Raw genomic sequence first — 19690 nt, forward strand, 5'->3', positions numbered from 1 at the left:
GCTCAGGACTCCAGGTCATGCCGGTTGACCCGGTCTTCCAGGCGATTTTGAAAATGCGCCAGGATGCTTGCCAGGATCCAGTAGATCAGGGCGGCGGACAGGTACATGGTGAAGATTTCGAAGGTGCGGGCCGATACTAGCTGTGCCTGACGGAACAACTCCGGCACCTGGATGGTGGCGGCCAGCGCCGTGTCCTTGACCAGCGAAATAAAGCTGTTGCCCAGCGGCGGCAAGGCCGTGCGCATGGCCTGCGGCAAGATGGCCCGGCGCAGGGTCTGCGCGCGTGTCATGCCGATGCTGGCGGCAGCTTCCCATTGGCCGCGCTCGATGGAGCTGATCGCGGCGCGCAGGATTTCACAGGCGTAAGCGGCCATGTTCAGCGAAAAGCCGATCATGGCCGCCGGGATCGGATCCAGCTCGATGCCCACTTGCGGCAAGCCGTAGTAGATCAAAAACAGCTGTACCAGCAAGGGCGTGCCGCGAAAGAACGACACGTAGACCCGGGCGGTCCAGCTCAGGAGCTTGAAGCGCGACAAGCGCATCAAGGCCAGGCCGAAGCCCAGCAGCAAGCCAAAAAACATCCCGCCGAGGCTAAGAATCACCGTGTAGTACGCGCCCTTGAGCAGAAAGGGCGCGGAGTCCAGCGCGAGTTGGAAACCTGCTTCCATTATTCAGTGACGTCAGCGTTGAAGTACTTCTCGGACAGCTTTTTCAAGGTGCCATCGGCGCGCAGCTTGTCGAGGGCCTTGTTCACCGCGTCGAGCAGTTCTGGCTCGCCTTTGCGCAGGGCAATACCGGCTTCCTGACGGGAGAAGGCATCACCGGCAGCGGCGGTGTCCGGAGCTTTCTTGGCGTATTCCAGAGCGGCCAAGCGGTCGATCAGGATGGCGTCGATACGGCCGATGCGCAGGTCCTGGAACTTGGTCGGGTCATCGTTATAGGTCTTGATGATGGCTTTGGGTTGGTTGTCCTTGAGCCATTGTTCGTAGTTGGTGCCCAGGCCCACACCGACTTTCTTGCCGGCCAGGTCGTTGGCGGTCTTGATGCTGTCGACGTTTTTCTTCAGCACCAGCGCCTGGATACCGGAGACGGTGTAAGGCTTGGAGAAGTCATACTTCTTCTTGCGCTCCTCGGAGATGGTCACTTGGTTGACCACCGCGTCCAGGCGCTTGGATTCCAGGGCGGCGAGGATGCCGTCCCACGGCGTGGCCTGCAGCTTGACCTTGACGCCCAGCTCTTTGGCCAGCGCTTCGGACAGCTCGACTTCAAAGCCGCTGAGCTTGCCGCTTTCATCGACAAAGCTGAACGGCGGGTAGGTGCCTTCCAGGCCGATCTTGATTTCGCCAGCTTTCTTGATGTTGTCCAGCTGCTCGCCCGCGATGGCTTGGCCCATCAGACCAGCCCCGAGTGCCAACCCCAAAGTGCCAACCAGCAACGTGCGACGCAATACAGAAATAGTCATGAAGAGCCCCTGTGTTTTTATGTTGAGCGAAGCAGGTGACGCAGTAGTCGTATCCTGCCTTAAAGCGCGGTGCGCGTCTTCGCCTGCGGCGCGACTATAAAGCCAGTTTTTAAGACTTGAAAATAATATAAAATTAATTTGATATTTCTTTATGGTATATGCGGCCGGTCCAATGTGGGAGCTGGCTTGTCGAACCGTCGCACCGCTGCGATAGCGGTCCGTCAGCTACAAATGTGTTGGCTGATACACCGCTATCGCAGCGGTGCGACGGTTCGACAAGCCAGCTCCCACAGTTTGATCGGTGTTTAATCAGTTAAGCACCGAGTCGTAGGCAAACAACGCCGGCGCTCCGCCGGTGTGCAGGAAAATGATCGGGCCGTCCTCAAACCGCTGACGGCCGATGCCATCGAGCAAACCCGCCATGGCCTTGCCGGTGTAGACCGGGTCCAGCAGCAAACCTTCCTGGCTGGCTAATAGCTTGACCGCTGCCAGGGTGCCGGCGTTCGGTTCGCCGTAGCGCGGGCCGAAATATTCGTCCCACAGGATCACTTTGAAGGCTTCGGGAATGTCCACGCCCAGCAACTCGGCGGTGCGTTCGGCCAAGCCTTGTACCTTCGGGAACTGGGCTTCTTCGGTGCGCGACACGGTAATGCCCACCACCGGCAGATTCGGCAGCACTTCACTCAACGCCAGCGCGAGGCCGCTATGGGTGCCGGCGCTGCCCGAGGCCAGTACCACGGCGGCGAACTCAATGCCGCTGTCTTCGATCTGCCCGGCCAGCTCCAGCCCGGCGCGCACGTAGCCCAGGGCGCCCAAGGCATTGGAGCCGCCGATAGGGACGAGGTAGGGCTTCTTGCCGTTACTGCGCAGGCGGTCGGCGAGGGCGTTGAGTTGGTCGTCGACGTTATCGAGGTTCTCGACCAATTCGACTGTGGCGTCGAACAACTCCAGCAGCAAGCGGTTGCCATTGCCCAGATAGTTGGGGTCTTCGGTGCCGGTGGGGTTTTCCAGCAGCGCCACGCAGCCCAGGCCGAGCTTGGCGGCCAGCGCGGCGGTCTGGCGCACGTGGTTGGACTGGATGGCGCCGGCGGTCACCAGGGTGTCGGCACCTTGCGCAAGGGCATCGGCGGCCAGGTATTCAAGTTTGCGCAGTTTGTTGCCGCCCATGGCCAGCGGCGTGGTGTCATCGCGCTTGACGTAAATGTCCCTGCCCAGCCAGGCCGACAGCCGCTCGAGTTTTTCCAGGGCGGTGGCGCCGCCCAGCAGTTCCAGGCGGTTAAAACGGTCGAGCGGTTGTTTGATCATGGCGACGTACAGTGGCTAAGTGATGGGGCGACTATAGGCAGGCACTTTTCATCGGGCAACCGCCAATCGCTTATGCCGGAAAGTTCTTAGCATCACACCATTGGTTCTTAAGGGCGGCCAGGGTGCATACCGTAAAGTGATGGCCACATCGTCAGGAGTGAATACCGTGAGTGAGCGTTCCAGTCATTGGCAATTACAGACCATCGTCAGCCAGCTGCGCAGCGCCCGGGACCAGTGGCGCACGCGCAATGGTCGCCTGAGTGGCGAACACGGTGGCCGTGAGTTGCCGTCCCGCGAGGCGGTGGCGCAGATTCTTGAATCTTTGTGCGGCGCGCTGTTCCCGATGCGCCTGGGGCCGGTGGACCTGCGTGAAGAAAGTGAAGATTTTTACGTCGGGCATACCCTCGACGTCGCCCTGAATGCCTTGCTTGCCCAGGCTCGCCTGGAGCTGCGCTACGCCGCGCGCCAGGGCGCCAAGGATGACAGCGAGGTCGATGCGTTGGCCATCCGCCTGATCCAGGACTTCGCCCTGGCCTTGCCCTCACTGCGCAGCCTGTTGGACACCGACGTGCTCGCCGCCTACCACGGCGACCCGGCCGCGCGCAGTGTGGATGAAGTGCTGCTGTGCTATCCGGGGATTCTGGCGGTGATTCACCACCGCCTGGCTCACCATCTGTACCGCGCCGGGCTGCCGTTGCTGGCGCGAATCAGCGCGGAGATTGCCCACTCGGCCACCGGCATCGACATCCACCCCGGCGCGCAGATCGGCCCGAGTTTCTTCATCGACCACGGGACCGGTGTGGTGATCGGCGAAACCGCGATCATCGGCGAGCGCGTGCGCATCTACCAGGCCGTGACGTTGGGCGCCAAGCGCTTCCCGGCGGATGAGGACGGGCAGTTGCAGAAAGGCCATCCGCGCCATCCGATTGTTGAGGACGATGTGGTGATCTACGCCGGGGCGACGATCCTGGGGCGCATCACCATCGGCAAGGGCTCGACCATCGGCGGCAATGTGTGGCTGACCCGCAGCGTGCCGGCGGGGGCGAATATTACGCAGGCGAATTTGCAGCACGACGACGGCGCGCAGAAATAGTATTTGAGCCAAACACCGATCAACTGTGGGAGCTGGCTTGTCGGGTCGCCGCATCGCTGCGATAGCGGTTAGCCAGCCAACAAATGGGTGGCTGACCCACCGCTATCGCAGGCAAGCCAGCTCCCACAGGTTTAACCGCATTTCAAATTAGACCCGTAATCGCTGAACGATTTACCTCTCGCGCCCGTCATACCAATCCTTGAGCTAGTGTAGGAATTGTCTACCACTCAGCCCTGCGATTAGTCCCAAACCGCCTACCTATGTTTAACTTGAATGCTCGTTCAAGTTAAACCCGGTGGTTCGCTGCCCGCTCACAACAGGAGGCTTACCTTTGCTGAGTCCGTTATTTACAGCCACATCACACACCTTCGGGGTGCATCGTTCATGAGTGCATCGTCCACCCCATCCAGCGGCCTGGTGCGCATGAATGCGCCGGTTTTCTACTTTGCCGCAACCTTCATTCTGCTGTTTGGCATCACTGTCATCGCTATCCCGCAACAGGCCGGTGCCTGGCTGCTGGCGGCGCAAAACTGGGCGGCCAACACGGTCGGCTGGTACTACATGCTCGCGATGACGCTGTATCTGGTCTTCGTGGTGGTCACCGCGTTATCGGGCTACGGCAAGATAAAACTCGGTGCCGACCACGACGAGCCCGAATTCAGTTACCTGTCCTGGGCCGGCATGCTGTTCGCCGCCGGGATCAGCATCACGCTGTTTTTCTTCTGCGTCTCCGAGCCGTTGACACACCTGGTGCAGCCGCCTCAGGGCGCGCCGATGAATGCCGACGCGGCACGCCAGGCCATGCAGATCCTGTTTCTGCACTGGGGTCTGCATGGCTGGGGCGTGTTTGCCTTTGTGGGCATGGCCCTGGCGTACTTCGCCTACCGGCATAACCTGCCGCTGGCGCTGCGCTCGGCGCTGTACCCGCTGATCGGCAAACGCATCAACGGCCCCATCGGTTATGCGGTGGACGGCTTCGGCATCATTGCCACGGTGTTCGGGCTGGGCGCCGACATGGGGTTTGGTGTGTTGCACCTCAACTCCGGTCTCGACTACCTGTTTGGCATCGCGCATACGCAGTGGATTCAGGTCGGCCTGATCACCCTGATGATGGGCGCCGCGATCCTCGTGGCCGTGGCCGGTGTCGACAAGGGCGTGCGAGTGATGTCCGACATCAACATGCTGCTGGCCTGTGCGCTGCTGCTGTTCGTGTTATTCGCAGGCCCCACCCAGCACTTGCTCAACACCTTGATCCAGAACATCGGTGACTACCTCGGCGCCTTGCCGACCAAGAGCTTCGATGTGTACGCCTACGACAAACCCAGCGACTGGCTGGGCGGTTGGACGGTGTTCTACTGGGCTTGGTGGATCGCATGGTCGCCGTTTGTGGGCCTGTTTATCGCGCGTATTTCCCGTGGCCGTACCATCCGCGAGTTCGTGTTCGGTGTGCTGTTGATTCCGCTGGGTTTCACCCTGGCGTGGATGTCGATTTTCGGCAACAGCGCCATCGATCAGGTGCTCAATCACGGCATGACCGCGCTGGGCCAGTCGGCTATCGATGACCCGTCGATGAGCCTCTACCTGCTGCTGGAAACCTACCCGTGGAGCAAGACGGTGATCGCGGTCACGGTGTTTATCAGCTTCGTGTTCTTCGTCACCTCGGCGGATTCCGGCACCGTAGTGCTGTCGACGCTTTCGTCCAAAGGCGGTAACGCTGATGAAGACGGGCCGAAATGGCTGCGGGTGTTCTGGGGCGCGATGACGGCGCTGGTCACCAGTGCCCTGCTGTTTGCCGGCAGTATCGACTCGCTCAAGTCGGCGGTGGTGCTGACTTCGTTGCCGTTCTCGCTGATTTTGCTGCTGATGATGTGGGGGCTGCACAAGGCCTTCTACCTCGAATCGCAGAAACAGATTGCCCAGCTGCATTCGCTGGCACCGGTGTCGGCGGCGCGCAAAGGCCGAGGCGGTTGGCGTCAGCGTTTGAGCCAGGCTGTGCACTTCCCTTCACGGGATGAGGTGTACCGCTTCCTCGAAGCGACGGTGCGCCCGGCGATTGAAGAAGTGACGGCGGTGTTTGTCGAGAAAGGCCTGAATGTGGTGACTCAGCCGGACCCGTCCAACGACAGCGTCAGCCTCGAAATCGGGCATGGCGAGGAGCATCCATTCGTTTACCAGGTGCAGATGCGCGGCTACTTCACGCCGTCGTTTGCCCGGGGTGGCATGGGCTCCAAAGAGATCAACAACCGCCGCTATTACCGCGCGGAAGTGCACTTGAGTGAGGGCAGCCAGGACTACGACCTGGTCGGCTACACCAAGGAGCAGATCATCAACGACATCCTCGACCAGTACGAGCGCCACCTGCAGTTCCTGCACCTGGTGCGCTGACCCTAAACCTGCGCAAAGCCCCGTTCTACGGGGCTTTCTTAAACTTAATTTCATTCGTGAACCAAGTGTTTTGACTCCGAACTGTCATCTGGCCACTGCGTAATTGTGTGAAGCGTTTGACGCTTTCATTTCAGAACAGTGACGGAGACCGGTAACAATGAAGACGTTAATAAGCCCCATGGTGGGTGCCGCCATGGCGAGCTTTATGCTGTCCGCCCATGCCGATTTTATCGACGACAGCCACGCCGACGTGACCCTGCTCAACCGCTATCTCAACCAGCAAGGTCGTGACGTGGTAGGCCGCAACGCCAAGGCCCACAGCGTGCGGGATTGGGGCCAGGGTTTCGAGTTCAACTTCAAGTCCGGCTACACCGAAGGCCCGGTAGGTTTTGGCCTGGATTTGCAGGCGTTTTACGGCCTGAAACTCGATTCTGGCGGCGACCTCAATGACAAGGATCACCAGGGCCGTTACCCCGGCAGTATGTTCCCGCTGGATAACGGCAAGTCCGCCGACCAGTTCGGCGTGCTCAGCCCAACGTTCAAAATGCGCTTCGCCAAGGATGAGCTGCGCGTCGGCACCTTGTTCGGCAACAACCCGGTGCTGGCCAACACCGACGGCCGCCTGTACCAGCAGACCAACACCGGCGTGCAACTGGTCTCCAAAGACCTCAGCGACTTCACCTTCACCGGCGGTGATATCTTCAAGACCAAAATCCGCAACGAAACCGGCGACCAAGGCATGATCACCGCCGGCGGCACCAAAGAGAGCGATCGCTTCCTGTTCGGCGGGGCGGATTACACCGGCATTCAGAACACCACCGTGAGCCTGTGGTATTCCAACCTTGAGGACTACTACCAGCAGTTCTTCCTCGGCGCCAAGCGTCATGACGCGTTGAGCGTGGGCGCCATCGACACCGACGTGCGCGTGTTCCGCAGCCTCGGTGTGGGCGCCAACGCCGATGGCGACAACGACTTTGCCGGCGCCGGTCTTTATGGTGACGGCACCAGCAAAGGCCGCATCAACCAGACCACCGCCAGCCTGCTCGAGAGCTACAGCCTGGACGGCCACACCGTCGGCCTGGGCATTCAGAAAAACAGCGGCGACAGCGACTTCCCGTACCTCGATTCCGGCCTCAACAGCGGCGACAACCGCCAAGGCCCTGGTTCAGGCGCCGACACCCCGGCGCTCACCAACATGCAGTTGAATAAATTTCAACACGCCGGTGAGCGCACTTGGCTTGCGCAGTACAAGTACGACTTCGGTAAGCTGGGCCTCACCGGCCTGACATTCTCTGCTGCCTACGCCCACGGTGATGACATCCGCACCGTGCAAGGCACCACCAGCGAGTGGGAGCGCAACGTTGCCGTGGCTTACCAAGTACCGACCGGCACCCTCAAGGGCCTGGGCGTGACCTGGAAAAATGCCCACGCCAGCCCGGACATTACCGGTGCCACCGTCCAAGATGAAAATCGCTTTTATGTCAGCTATGTCGTTCCACTCTGGTAGGAAATTGCTGTAGAACGGAAGGGCAGGCTCAAGCGATTCAGCTGGTTAAAAGGCCTGGGAATAACCTTATTCCCAGGCCTTATTTGCCTACGTCCAAGAGAGGATTCGATGACTTACATTGCTGCCGAAAACCGCTATGAATCTATCCCGTACCGCCGCGTAGGCCGCAGTGGGTTGGTGCTGCCGGCACTGTCCCTGGGGCTGTGGCACAACTTTGGCGACAGCACCCCGATCGACACCCAGCGCGCCTTGCTGCGCACCGCATTCGACCTGGGGATCAACCACTTCGACCTGGCCAACAACTACGGCCCACCGTATGGCAGCGCCGAGATCAACTTCGGCCGTTTGCTGCGTGAAGACTTCAAGCACTACCGCGACGAACTGATCATCTCCAGCAAAGCCGGCTGGGACATGTGGCCCGGCCCATACGGCCAGGGTGGCGGTTCGCGCAAATACGTTCTGGCAAGCCTGGACCAGAGCCTGCAACGCCTGGGCGTTGACTACGTGGATATTTTCTACTCCCACCGTTTTGACGCCGACACCCCGTTGGAAGAAACCGCCAGCGCACTCGCCACTGCCGTGCAACAGGGCAAGGCGTTGTACATCGGTATCTCGTCTTATTCCGGGGTAAAAACTCGCGAAATGGCCGCTCTGCTGCAAGAGTGGAAAGTGCCGCTGTTGATTCACCAGCCCGCCTACAACTTGCTCAACCGCTGGATTGAAAAAGACCTGCTGGACACCACCGATGAGCTGGGTGCCGGTGTGATTGCCTTCACGCCGCTGGCCCAGGGTTTGCTCACTGACAAGTACCTCAACGGCGTGCCGGCCGATGCGCGCGTCAACCGCCCTGGCGGTGGTTCGCTGCAGGCCAAGCACTTGTCCGAAGCCAACATTGCCCATGTGCGTGGGTTGAATGAAATCGCCAAGCGCCGCGGCCAGAGCCTGGCCCAACTGGCCCTGGCCTGGACCCTGCGTGACCCACGGGTGACCAGTGCCTTGATTGGTGCGAGCCGGCCGGAGCAGATCATTGAAAACGTCGGCGCGCTGAAGAACCTGAACTTCAGTGCGGAAGAACTGGCCGAGATCGACCGGTTTGCGCAGGAAGGCGGGATTAACCTGTGGGAAAAACCGTCCACTGCTGAATAAGCTGGCACAACCCGGTCCCACATTTGATCTTCAGTGTGGCAAATTCATCCGGTTGAACTCGATCAATGTGGGAGCCGGGCTTGCCCGCGAATGCGGTGTGTCAGTTGACGAATCTGTTGGCTGACACACCGCTTTCGCGAGCAAGCCAGCTCCCACATTTTGATCTTCAGTGTGGCAAATTCACTCGGTTGAACTCGGTCAATGTGGGAGCCGGGCTTGCCCGCGAATGCGGTGTGTCAGTCGATGAATGTCTGGGCTGGTACGCCGCTATCGCAGGCAAGCCAGCTCCCACATTTGATCTTCAGTGTGGCAAATTCATTCGGTTGAACTCGGTCAATGTGGGAGCCGGGCTTGCCCGCGAAGACGGTGTGTCAGGCGATGAATGTATGGGCTGGTACGCCGCTATCGCAGGCAAGCCAGCTCCCACATTTGATCTTCAGTGTGGCAAATTCACTCGGCAGTACTCGGTCAATGTGGGAGCCGGGCTTGCCCGCGAATGCGGTGTGTCAGTCGATGAATGTATGGGCTGGTACGCCGCTATCGCAGGCAAGCTGAACTGGTCAAGTAATCTTGGACACCATTTAAGGTTCACGCCGCCAGTCTCTCCCTGACGACCGGCGACCGGTAATCGTTGTAACTGTGAGGCCTGGAGATGTTGTAGCGAGAGACATAGCGCTGCACATCTGCCCGGGCCTCATGCTCTGATTCATAGCCCGTCTCAGGCACCCATTCTGATTTCAAACTTCCGAAGAAGCGCTCCATCGGAGCGTTATCCCAGCATTCGCCTTTACGACTCATGCTTTGCCGTAGCTCATGTTCCAGCAGCTCATTCCTGAACTTATGGCTCGTGTACTGACAACCTTGGTCTGAGTGAAACAGCACGTCTTTAGGGCGGCCTCTAAGCTCAACTGCCATCCGCAAAGCCTCGCAGGTCAGCGTGGCATCGGAAATCATAGAAAACGACCAACCCACGACCCGACGAGCAAACAAATCCAGAACTGCGGCGAAATACAGCCACCGCTTCCCGACTTTGATGTACGTCACGTCTCCACACCACACCTGGTTAACCGCCGTCACATCAAACTTGCGCTTGAGCACATGCGGGGCCACTAACGCTTCCACGCCGGGCGATTTGTACTTGTGACGTCGGCGCTGACGGCTGGCGATCCCCGCTTCGCGCATCAAACTGCGAGCCAAGTACCGCCCGATGCGATGCCCTTTCTCTTGCAGCTCCTTCGCCAAAGTTCTCGCTCCCGCAGAAGCCCGCGATGCCTTGTGATGCCTGACCAGCGCGGCCTTGAGCTTCTCCCGCTCAGGATTTGCTCTGCCTTGGCGCTGACGCCAAGCGTAAAAGCTACTTCTGTTGACGCCGAACGCCCGGCAACACCTGTTGACGCCGTACTGCTCGTCCAGCTCATCGATCAGCGTGAATGATCTTTGGCGTCCAAAAGCAGGAGAGCACTGGCCTTTTTTAGGATTTCGATGTCCAGGTCTTTCTCCCGAAGCAACGCTTTGAGCCTCTGAATCTCTCGTTGATCGGCAGTAATCGCCTTGGCGCCTACCGGCGTCGAGCCTAATCGCTCTTTACGCACCTGATCCACCCAGCGGCGCAAGGCTGTAGGGCCAATATCCAAACTGGCGCACACCTCGGGAACCTGCAGCCCTTCATCCAGCACCATGCTGGCAGCTTTGAGCTTGAACTCACTCGAATAAGATTTGCGCATATCCAAACACCTCAGATTTGGGCGCCATCATAGCGCCCGATTGAAGTGTCCAAAATCATTAGGCCAGTTCAAGCCAGCTCCCACATTTGATCTTCAGTGTGGAAAAGTCACTCGGCAGTACTCGGTCAATGTGGGAGCCGGGCTTGCCCGCGAAGGCGGTGTGTCAGTCGATGAATGTATGGGCTGGTACGCCGCTATCGCAGGCAAGCCAGCTCCCACATTTGATCTTCAGTGTGGCAAATTCATTCGGTTGAACTCGGTCAATGTGGGAGCCGGGCTTGCCCGCGAAGACGGTGTGTCAGTCGATGAACGTATGGGCTGGTACGCCGCTATCGCAGGCAAGCCAGCTCCCACATTTGATCTTCAGTGTGGCAAATTCATCCGGTTGAACTCGGTCAATGTGGGAGCCGGGCTTGCCCGCGAAGGCGGTGTGTCAGTCGATGAATGTATGGGCTGGTACGCCGCTATCGCAGGCAAGCCAGCTTCCACATTTGATCTTCAGTGTGGCAAATTCATTCGGTTGAACTCGGTCAATGTGGGAGCCGGGCTTGCCCGCGATGGCGGTGAATCAGTCGATGAATCTGTTGGCTGACACACCGCTTTCGCGAGCAAGCCCGCTCCCACATTTGATCTTCATTGATGCAGAGGCTGTGCCTGGCTTAGAACGGGACATCACCCAGGATCGTGGCGCGATGCATCACGCGCCGCTGCGGGCGGTAGTCATCCACGGCGTAGTGCTGGGTCACGCGGTTGTCCCAGAATGCCACGTCGTTCTCCTGCCAGCGCCAGCGAATGGTGAATTCCGGCCGCGTTGCGTGGGCAAACAGCAGCTTCAGTATGGCCTCGCTTTCCGCCGGCTCCAGCTCGTTGATCTTGGTGGTGAACCCGTCACTGACAAACAGCGACTTTCGCCCGCTTACCGGATGCGTGCGCACCACCGGGTGTGACAGCGGTGGATTCTTCTTGCGGGTCTCCTCCCAGCGTGCCAGGTCTTCGGCGGTGTTGCCAAAGCGCTCCAGCGGGAAGGATTTGGTGAAGTCGTGCGTCGCAGTGAGGCCATCGATCAGGCGTTTGAGTGGCTCCGACAAGGCTTCATATGCCGCGATGCCACTGGCCCACAGCGTGTCGCCACCAAAGGCCGGCAGCAGCTTGGCGCTGAGCACCGCACCGAGCGCCGGGGTGGGCAGGAAGGTCACGTCGGTGTGCCATACGGCGTTGTCGCGTACGTCGGTCACGGCGGTGTCGAGGATCAGCACTTCGGGCTGCTCCGGCACGTTGGGGTAGATGGGGTGAATGTGCAGGTCGCCAAAATTTGCCGCAAACCGCGCCTGTTGCTGCGGGGTGACGGCCTGGCCACGAAAGAACAGCACCGAGTGGCTGAGCAGCGCCTGCTCAATGGCGTCACGTTCGTGGAGGCTCAACGGTTGGGTGATATCGACGCCACTGATCAGGGCGCCCAGGGCGGTGCTTATTGGCGTAACGGTCAGGCTGCTCATGCGGTTCTCACTCAGTGTGCCTGGCCATGCCAGGGCACCAATTTGCGCTGCAGGGCACGCAGGCCCATTTCCATGGCGAAGGCGATCAGGGCGATCACCAGAATCCCCAGCACCACCACGTCGGTGACCAGGAACTGCGCCGCCGACTGCACCATAAAGCCCAGGCCGCTGGTGGCGGCGATCAATTCGGCGGCAACCAGGGTCGACCAACCCACTCCCAAGCCGATGCGCACGCCGGTAAGGATGTCGGGCAGGGCGCTCGGCAGGATCACATGGCGAATCAACTGGGCGCGGGTGGCGCCCAACGACTGCGCGGCGCGCAGCTTGGCCGGGTCGACCGTGCGCACGCCGGTCGCAGTGGCGATGGCGATAGGCGCAAAGATCGCCAGGTAAATCAGCAACACCTTGGACAGCTCACCGATGCCGCACCAGATCACGATCAGCGGCAGGTAAGCCAGGGGCGGAATCGGCCGGTAGAACTCGATCAGCGGGTCGAGGATGCCACGGGCAATGCGGTTGGAACCGATGGCAATCCCCACCGGCACCGCGGTCAGCACCGCAAAGCCCAGGCCCAGGCCGATGCGCGTGAGGCTCGCGCCCAGGTGCTGCCACAAGGTGGAATCCATATAGCCGGTGGTCGCCAGCAGCCAGCCTTTTTGCAGCACGGCGGATGGCGGCGGCAGGAACAGCGGTTCGATCACGCCAGTGGCGGTGACCGCCCACCAGAGCGCCAGCAAGGCAACCAGGGTGAGTACGCTGATCCAGCGCGTGCTCAGGCTACGACGTACCGCAATGACCTTGTGCGTTACCGGCTTGGCAGCCGTGGCGGGAAGTTCGTAGCTGCTCATGCGGACACCTGCCGTTGCGAGAACACTTTGCCCAGCACGTGTTCACGGGTTTCGATAAAGCGCGGGTCGGACTTGATCGCCCGCGCCGATTCACCGGCGGCGTAGCGTTGACCGAAGTCCAGGTGCAGGCGCTCGACGATCTGGCCTGGGTTGGGCGCCAACAGGATCAGATCGGTGGCGAGAAATACCGCCTCTTCAATGTCATGGGTAATCAGGAACACCGGCTTGGCCGTGCGCCGCCAGACTTGCAGGAGCAATTCCTGCATCTGTTCGCGGGTGAAGGCATCAAGGGCGCCGAAAGGCTCGTCCATCAGCAATACACGAGGGTCAGCCGCCAGTGCGCGAGCCAGGCCCACACGCTGTTTCTGGCCGCCGGAGAGTTGCCAGACACGGCGGCTGTCGAAACCGGCGAGGTCGACCAGTGCGAGCATTTCCCGGGCGCGCACTTCACGTTGCGCCTTGGGCACACCGGCCAGCTCCAGGCCGAAGCCGACGTTGGCCAGCACGTCCTGCCAGGGCAGCAGGGCATCGTCCTGGAACACCACGCCGCGTTCGGCGCTCGGGCCTTTGACCGGCACGCCATCGAGGGTGATGCGCCCGGCAGAGGGTTCGACGAAACCGGCGATCAGGTTCAACAGCGAAGTCTTGCCACTGCCGGACGGGCCGAGGGCCACCAGCAATTGCTGAGGCCCAAGGTCGAGTGAAATATCGGACAGTACCGGTGCTGTGGCGCCTGGGTACTGTGCGCTGATGCGCTCCAGTTGTAGCAAGGCCATCGCGAGGAACTCCTTGAATCAGTTAGTGATGAACTTGGCGCTGACGTAAGGGGCGTAGTCCGGCAGCACGGCGTCGACTTTGCCTTGTTCCTTGAGGAACGCGGCGGTGTCGGTCACAGCCTTGGTAGTCGGTGCACCCAGCAGGGTCACTTGATCAGCTGCCAGTGGGTAGACGTTGCCTTGCAGCAGCAGTGGGATGTCACTGGCCTTGGCGCCGGAGAGCTTCACCAACTTGTCGACGTTGCCTTTGTCGGCCAGCCAGGCTTGTGGGTCTTTGCGGTAGGCGGCGTAGGCGTCCAGGGTGACTTTGGCGAAGGCCGTGACGATTTCCGGGTGTTTTTCGGCGAAGTCTTTACGCACGATCCAGGCATCGAACGTGGGCGCGCCGAACTTGGCCAGTTCGCCGGAGGTGATCAGCACTTTGCCGTTTTCCTTGGCGACGCCCAGGGCCGGGTCCCACACGTAAGTCGCGTCGATATCGCCGCGCTTCCACGCCGCGATGATTGCCGGCGGTGCGAGGTTGAGAATGGTCACTTTGGACGGGTCGATGTTCCAGTGCTTCAGCGCGGCCAACAGGCTGTAGTGGCCGGTGGAAACGAAGGGCACGGCAATCTTTTTGCCGATCAGGTCCTGTGGGCTGTTGATCCCCGAACCATTGCGCGCCACCAGCGCTTCGGCGCCGCCGATCTGGGTGGCGACCAGGAAGGTTTCCACCGGCACTTTGCGTGTGACTGCAGCGGTCAGTGGGCTGGAACCGAGGTAGCCGATCTGCACGTCGCCGGAAGCGATGGCGGCAATGATGTCGGCGCCATTGTCGAATTTGCGCCAGTCGATCTTGGCGTTGGTAGCTTTTTCATACGCGCCGTCGGCCTGGGCGACTTTCGCCGGGTCCACGGTGGTCTGGTAAGCGATGGTCACATCTGCCGCCTGGGCAAACAGGCTGGCACCGGCCAAGGACAATGCGGCCAAGAGGCGCAATGGGGTAAGCAGTTTCAAGGGGAAGCTCCTCAATCAGGCGGCCGAGGGTCGGCGTGTGAGGAGACTAAATGATCTAAGAACTCGAAAATAAATAACATTTTCGAATTAGCTTATGAGTAGAAGAGTGAACGCAATCTTCAACCCAATGAAGGCAAATGTGGGAGCTGGCTTGCCTGCGATAGCGGTGTATCAGTCAACGAATGGGTTGCTGACCCACCGCTATCGCAGGCAAGCCAGCTCCCACACTTTAGTTACTGATCGCCAGAATGCTCGCCTGGTACGAGCCGACAAACACGTCAAAGTCGCCCACCTCGTTCTGCTCCAGCTCCACCTGCTGAGCCAGCGACTTACGCGCCAGCTCTTCAAAGCGTGCCTGCTCCTCGGCCGGTAAAGGCTCCTGACGGAAGTGCGCGGCGTGCACCTCGCTCTGGTGCAGGGAGAATTGCGCAAAACTCTCTTTGCGTTCGGCCATCGCCGCCAGTACCTGGGCAGATGGCGTGAGGGACGCGTCCTTGACCTTCGCCAGCTGAGCGTCCAGCGCCTGGCTGTGCTCGGTGATGCCATGGCTCTCATCCAGCAAGGCCGCCAGCGGGGCGATCTTCTCCAGCAGCTCGGTGGCCCATTCCTTCATGTCCACCGCCTGGCCGTCACGCTGCAATTGCAGGCCTGGGCGACGGCCCTCCTTGACCACACTGAGGAAGTTGGAGGTGGCATTGCCGCACTCGTTGTTGGCGAACAGCGGGCTGTCGTTCAACGCGCAATACAGCAGGAACGCATCGAGGAAGCGTGATTCCGGCAGGTCGATGCCCATCGGCAGGAACGGGTTGATGTCCAGGCAGCGCACTTCGATGTACTGGATGCCACGGGCCATCAGCGCCTGGATCGGCCGTTCGCCGGTGTAGGTCACGCGCTTGGGGCGAATGTTGGAGTAGTACTCGTTTTCGATCTGCAGGATGTTGGTGTTGAGCTGCACCCACTCACCATCCTTATGGGTGCCGACTTCGACGTAAGGTGCGTAGGGCGTTGCCACCGCTTCACGCAGGCTGTCGGTGTAGCTGTTCAAATCGTTGTAGCACGGCGTCAGGCCGGCTTGGGCGTTGCTCTGGTAACCCAGGTCGCTCATGCGCAGGCTGGTGGCGTACGGCAGGTACAGCGTGTCGGCGTCCAATACTTCCAACTGGTGCGAACGACCGCGCAGAAAGCCCGCGTCCAGCGCCGGTGAGGCACCGAACAGGTACATCAACAGCCAGCTGTAGCGGCGGAAGTTACGGATCAGCGCGATGTAGGCCGTGGACTGATAGTCGCGGTCGGTGCCGACGAAGCCATCAGTCTCCTTGAGCAATGGCCACAGCTGTTCCGGCAGGGAAAAGTTGTAGTGGATGCCGGCGATGCACTGCATGGTCTTGCCGTAACGCAGGGCCAGGCCCTTGCGGTACACGTACTTGAGCTGGCCGATATTGGAGGTGCCGTAGTAGGCAATCGGAATATCTTCCTCGGCCGGCAACGGGCACGGCATCGAAGGGCTCCACAGGTACTCGCTGCCGAGCTTGCTGTAGGCAAACCGGTGGATCTTGTCCAGGCTGCTCAGGGTATCGGCCGGGTTGGGCAGGGCGGGAGTGATGAACTCCAGCAGCGATTCCGAGTAGTCGGTGGTGATCAATTCGTTGGTCAACGCGGCGCCCAGGGCTTCGGGGTGCGGCGTTTGTGCCAGGCGACCCTCACCGGTGACGCGTAGGCATTCACGCTCGATGCCGTGCAAGCATTGCTCTAGCAGGGAGAGGTGTTCGCGCTTGCCGAGCAGGGCCAGGCGGCGGTTGAGAAGTTCGCTCAAGTTGGATTCCTTCACGCGTCAGTCGCCCCAATATGGGGGTGGGCAGGACGGTCTACAAGGGTGAAGTTGAAACTGGCGTTATCGCCTGGTTTAGAGTCGATTTGGCTCACATTGAAAAAGCCTACTTCACTCCATGAATTGGGCTATAGCGCAGCAAGAAAATTCCGACGCTGTTGTCGCAGCGCCGAAATTAACTCAAATCGAGGGCGGGGAGCTAGAGGACAGCGAAGGTGCCTTGTGCTTTTGCGACAAGTCTTTGGCCTTGATACACATCGGCTTCCACCACCAATGTGCGTCTGCCGGCGTGAATCACCCGGCTGGTGCACAGCACATCACCGTCTTCGACGGCGCGGATATAGTTGATCTTGCACTCGATGGTCGCGCTCTGCTGGTCAAAACCATGGGCGCTGGAGCAGGCCAGCCCCATGGTGATGTCGACCAGGCTGAAAATCGCCCCGCCATGGAGCTTGCCCGCGCGGTTGCGCAGTTGCGGCTCCAGGGTCAGGGCCACCTCGGCAACGCCCTCGTCCAGGCGTTGCAGGCGGCAGCCGATCAGCTCGCTGAACGCGCTCTGGGTCAAACCGGCCGGGATTTCCATCAGCGTTTCTTCAACTGTTTGGCGTTGGCGAACAACGACGCCATGGCGTTGTTGCTCGGCGCGGCCGTCGCGGTGGGCTCTTTACGCGGCGCATTGCCCTGGGACTGGCGCGGTGCCGAGCCTGGGCGCGCACCACGGGCGCCGTCGATTTTCTCGCCAGGGGTGTCGCTCATGCGCATCGACAGGCCCACGCGTTTACGCGGGATATCGACTTCCATGACCTTGACCTTGACCACGTCACCGGCTTTGACCGCTTCGCGCGGGTCCTTGATGAACTTCTCCGAAAGCGCAGAGATGTGTACCAAACCGTCCTGATGCACGCCGATATCCACAAAGGCGCCGAAGTTGGTCACGTTGGTGACCACGCCTTCGAGGATCATGCCCGGCTGCAGGTCCTTCAGGTCTTCAACGCCGTCCTGGAACTCGGCAGTCTTGAACTCGGGACGCGGGTCGCGGCCAGGTTTTTCCAGCTCTTGCAGGATGTCGGTGATGGTCGGCACGCCGAAGGTTTCGTCGGTGTACTTTTTCGGGTCCAGGCGCTTGAGGAACGCGGCGTCACCGATCAGCGAACGGATATCACGGTCGGTCTCGGCGGCAATGCGCTGTACCAGCGGGTAGGCTTCCGGGTGGACCGCAGACGAATCCAGCGGGTTATCGCCGTTCATGACGCGCAGGAAGCCGGCGGCCTGTTCAAAGGTTTTTTCGCCCAGGCGTGCGACTTTCTTCAGCGCGGCGCGGGTTTTGAACGCGCCGTTCTCGTCACGGTGAGTAACGATGTTCTGCGCCAGGGTGGTGTTCAGGCCGGAGATACGCGCCAGCAGCGCAACCGAGGCGGTGTTTACATCCACGCCCACCTTGTTCACGCAGTCTTCCACTACTGCATCCAGGCCGCGCGCCAGTTTCAGCTGCGACACGTCGTGCTGGTACTGGCCGACACCGATGGATTTAGGGTCGATCTTCACCAGCTCTGCCAGCGGGTCTTGCAGGCGGCGAGCAATGGAGACGGCGCCACGGATCGACACGTCGAGGTCCGGGAATTCCTTGGAAGCCAGTTCCGACGCGGAGTACACCGAAGCGCCGGCCTCGGAAACCATGACCTTGGTCATCTTCATGGCGGGGTATTTTTTGATCAGTTCGGCGGCCAGTTTGTCGGTTTCACGGCTGGCGGTGCCGTTGCCGATGGCGATCAGGTCCACGGCGTGCTTGGCGCACAGCGCGGCCAGGATGGCGAGGGTCTGGTCCCACTTGTTGTGCGGCACGTGCGGGTACACGGTGGCGTGGTCCAGCAGCTTGCCGGTGGAGTCGACCACCGCAACCTTGCAGCCGGTACGCAAGCCTGGGTCGAGGCCCAAGGTGGCACGCGGGCCGGCCGGTGCGGCCAGCAGCAGGTCGTGCAGGTTGTGGGCGAACACGTTGATCGCCTCGGTTTCAGCGCCATCGCGCAGCTCGCCGAGCAGGTCGGTTTCCAGGTGCGTGTAGAGCTTGACCTTCCAGGTCCAGCGCACGACTTCACCGAGCCATTTGTCCGCAGGACGGTTCTGATTCTGGATGCCGAATTGTTGGCCGATCATGCCTTCGCACGGGTGCATGGTGCCCGGCAACTCGTCGCCGACTTTAAGCGCGGAGCTGAGAATGCCTTCGTTGCGACCCCGGAAAATTGCGAGTGCGCGGTGCGACGGCATGCTCTTGAGCGGTTCGTCGTGTTCGAAATAATCGCGGAACTTGGCGCCTTCTTCCTCTTTGCCGGCGATAACGCGAGCGCTGAGAATGGCTTCCTGCTTGAGGTAGGTGCGCAGTTTTTCCAGCAGGCCGGCGTTTTCGGCGAAACGCTCCATGAGGATGTACTTGGCACCTTCGAGGGCGGCCTTGACGTCGGCGACACCTTTTTCGGCATCGATAAAGCGTGCGGCTTCGGTTTCCGGGGTCAGCGACGGGTCGTTGAACAGGCCGTCGGCCAACTCGCCCAAACCGGCTTCCAGGGCGATCTGGCCCTTGGTGCGGCGCTTCTGTTTGTACGGCAGGTAAAGGTCTTCGAGGCGGGTCTTGGTGTCGGCGAGCTTGATGTCGCGTTCCAGCTGCGGGGTCAACTTGCCCTGTTCCTCGATGCTGGCGAGGATGCTGATGCGCCGTTCGTCGAGTTCTCGCAGGTAGCGCAGGCGCTCTTCCAGGTGACGCAGTTGGGTGTCGTCGAGGCTGCCGGTCACTTCTTTACGGTAACGGGCGATGAAAGGCACCGTGGAGCCTTCATCCAATAGCGCGACGGCCGCTTCGACCTGTTGTGGGCGTACACCGAGTTCCTCGGCAATGCGGCTGTTGATGCTGTCCATATAACCACCTGAAATGCTTGAAAGCAGCTCGCAGGCCCGGAAAACAAGGCGTTGCGAGGCTGGTTGAGCGGCGCCAGCGGCGCCGCTGCCTGGGTCAAAAGGCTGCCTATTGACCCTCGAAATCGGGAAATTGCTGCCCCGCGCTGAAAAAATGGCTGAGGCTGCAAACAGTAAAGTCTGACAGTGCCCTGCATGAAGGCGCCGCATTATAACC

General features: G+C 60.5%; 16 protein-coding genes. 5 read left to right on the forward strand and 11 right to left on the reverse strand.

What is annotated here, in order from left to right; all coding sequences use genetic code 11:
* Nucleotides 1-2 precede the first annotated feature (2 nt).
* The 3 genes from tcyL to PSH96_RS01260 all read right to left on the reverse strand — a co-directional run bounded on the left by tcyL (nucleotide 3) and on the right by PSH96_RS01260 (nucleotide 2767).
* The gene (gene tcyL, locus PSH96_RS01250) at nucleotides 3-668 is read right to left on the reverse strand and encodes a cystine ABC transporter permease (RefSeq protein WP_017135731.1); all 666 of its coding nucleotides are present in this window, start codon (nucleotides 666-668) and stop codon (nucleotides 3-5) included.
* Complete coding sequence (gene tcyJ / locus PSH96_RS01255) at nucleotides 668-1462, reverse strand: cystine ABC transporter substrate-binding protein (protein WP_305457034.1); 795 nt, start codon at nucleotides 1460-1462, stop codon at nucleotides 668-670. Before tcyJ ends, tcyL begins: the two co-directional genes overlap by 1 nt.
* 309 nt (nucleotides 1463-1771) lie before the next feature.
* On the reverse strand, nucleotides 1772-2767 hold the full coding sequence (locus tag PSH96_RS01260; RefSeq protein WP_305457035.1) for a D-cysteine desulfhydrase: 996 nt from the start codon (nucleotides 2765-2767) through the stop codon (nucleotides 1772-1774).
* Between the two features lie 166 nt (nucleotides 2768-2933).
* Here PSH96_RS01260 and epsC point away from each other — a divergent pair, with 166 nt between their 5' ends.
* The 4 genes from epsC (at nucleotide 2934) to mgrA (ending at nucleotide 8898) form a co-directional block, all read left to right on the forward strand.
* Nucleotides 2934-3860 carry a serine O-acetyltransferase EpsC gene (epsC, locus tag PSH96_RS01265; protein ID WP_305457036.1) on the forward strand — a complete coding sequence of 309 codons (927 nt, stop codon included), beginning with the start codon at nucleotides 2934-2936 and terminating at the stop codon, nucleotides 3858-3860.
* Between the two features lie 423 nt (nucleotides 3861-4283).
* A complete protein-coding gene (gene betT / locus PSH96_RS01270; protein ID WP_163005536.1) occupies nucleotides 4284-6245 on the forward strand; it encodes a choline transporter BetT in 1962 nt (653 codons plus the stop codon).
* Nucleotides 6246-6423: 178 nt separating this feature from the next.
* Nucleotides 6424-7752, forward strand: coding sequence for an OprD family outer membrane porin (locus PSH96_RS01275; protein WP_305459960.1), 1329 nt, complete (start codon nucleotides 6424-6426; stop codon nucleotides 7750-7752).
* 108 nt (nucleotides 7753-7860) lie between these two features.
* Nucleotides 7861-8898, forward strand: a complete 1038-nt coding sequence (gene mgrA, locus PSH96_RS01280; protein ID WP_065930849.1) for an L-glyceraldehyde 3-phosphate reductase — start codon at nucleotides 7861-7863, stop codon at nucleotides 8896-8898.
* Nucleotides 8899-9486: 588 nt separating this feature from the next.
* Here the strand turns inward: mgrA and PSH96_RS01285 are convergent.
* Nucleotides 9487-10622, reverse strand: a protein-coding gene (locus PSH96_RS01285) for an IS3 family transposase (RefSeq protein ID WP_370694308.1) whose coding sequence is annotated in 2 segments (ribosomal slippage) — nucleotides 9487-10373 and nucleotides 10373-10622 — 1137 coding nt in all. Because the reading frame shifts where the segments join, the coding sequence is not laid out codon by codon here.
* A gap of 178 nt (nucleotides 10623-10800) precedes the next feature.
* Between PSH96_RS01285 and PSH96_RS01290 the strand changes: the two genes are divergently transcribed.
* Nucleotides 10801-11214 carry a hypothetical protein gene (locus PSH96_RS01290; protein WP_305457037.1) on the forward strand — a complete coding sequence of 138 codons (414 nt, stop codon included), beginning with the start codon at nucleotides 10801-10803 and terminating at the stop codon, nucleotides 11212-11214.
* Nucleotides 11215-11281: 67 nt separating this feature from the next.
* On the opposite strand, the gene tauD is transcribed toward PSH96_RS01290, so the two are convergent.
* The 7 genes from tauD to PSH96_RS01325 form a co-directional block, all read right to left on the reverse strand.
* The gene (gene tauD, locus PSH96_RS01295) at nucleotides 11282-12118 is read right to left on the reverse strand and encodes a taurine dioxygenase (RefSeq protein ID WP_305457038.1); all 837 of its coding nucleotides are present in this window, start codon (nucleotides 12116-12118) and stop codon (nucleotides 11282-11284) included.
* Between the two features lie 11 nt (nucleotides 12119-12129).
* Nucleotides 12130-12966 (reverse strand): taurine ABC transporter permease TauC, encoded by an 837-nt coding sequence (tauC, locus tag PSH96_RS01300; protein ID WP_056858184.1) that lies wholly within the window; start codon nucleotides 12964-12966, stop codon nucleotides 12130-12132.
* The gene (tauB, locus tag PSH96_RS01305) at nucleotides 12963-13742 is read right to left on the reverse strand and encodes a taurine ABC transporter ATP-binding subunit (protein WP_305457039.1); all 780 of its coding nucleotides are present in this window, start codon (nucleotides 13740-13742) and stop codon (nucleotides 12963-12965) included. The genes tauC and tauB overlap by 4 nt, the downstream gene beginning before the upstream one ends.
* Before the next feature lie 18 nt (nucleotides 13743-13760).
* Entirely contained in the window at nucleotides 13761-14738 is a 978-nt protein-coding gene (tauA, locus tag PSH96_RS01310; RefSeq protein WP_056858186.1) for a taurine ABC transporter substrate-binding protein, read from the reverse strand.
* A 229-nt stretch (nucleotides 14739-14967) separates the two neighbouring features.
* A complete protein-coding gene (gene gshA / locus PSH96_RS01315; protein ID WP_305457040.1) occupies nucleotides 14968-16551 on the reverse strand; it encodes a glutamate--cysteine ligase in 1584 nt (527 codons plus the stop codon).
* A gap of 214 nt (nucleotides 16552-16765) precedes the next feature.
* Complete coding sequence (locus PSH96_RS01320; protein WP_305457041.1) at nucleotides 16766-17149, reverse strand: PaaI family thioesterase; 384 nt, start codon at nucleotides 17147-17149, stop codon at nucleotides 16766-16768.
* Nucleotides 17149-19476 (reverse strand): Tex family protein, encoded by a 2328-nt coding sequence (locus PSH96_RS01325; RefSeq protein WP_305457042.1) that lies wholly within the window; start codon nucleotides 19474-19476, stop codon nucleotides 17149-17151. The genes PSH96_RS01320 and PSH96_RS01325 overlap by 1 nt, the downstream gene beginning before the upstream one ends.
* Nucleotides 19477-19690: the final 214 nt, after the last annotated feature.

This window comes from Pseudomonas sp. FP2338 (assembly GCF_030687515.1).
Classification (GTDB): Bacteria; Pseudomonadota; Gammaproteobacteria; order Pseudomonadales; family Pseudomonadaceae; genus Aquipseudomonas; species Aquipseudomonas salomonii.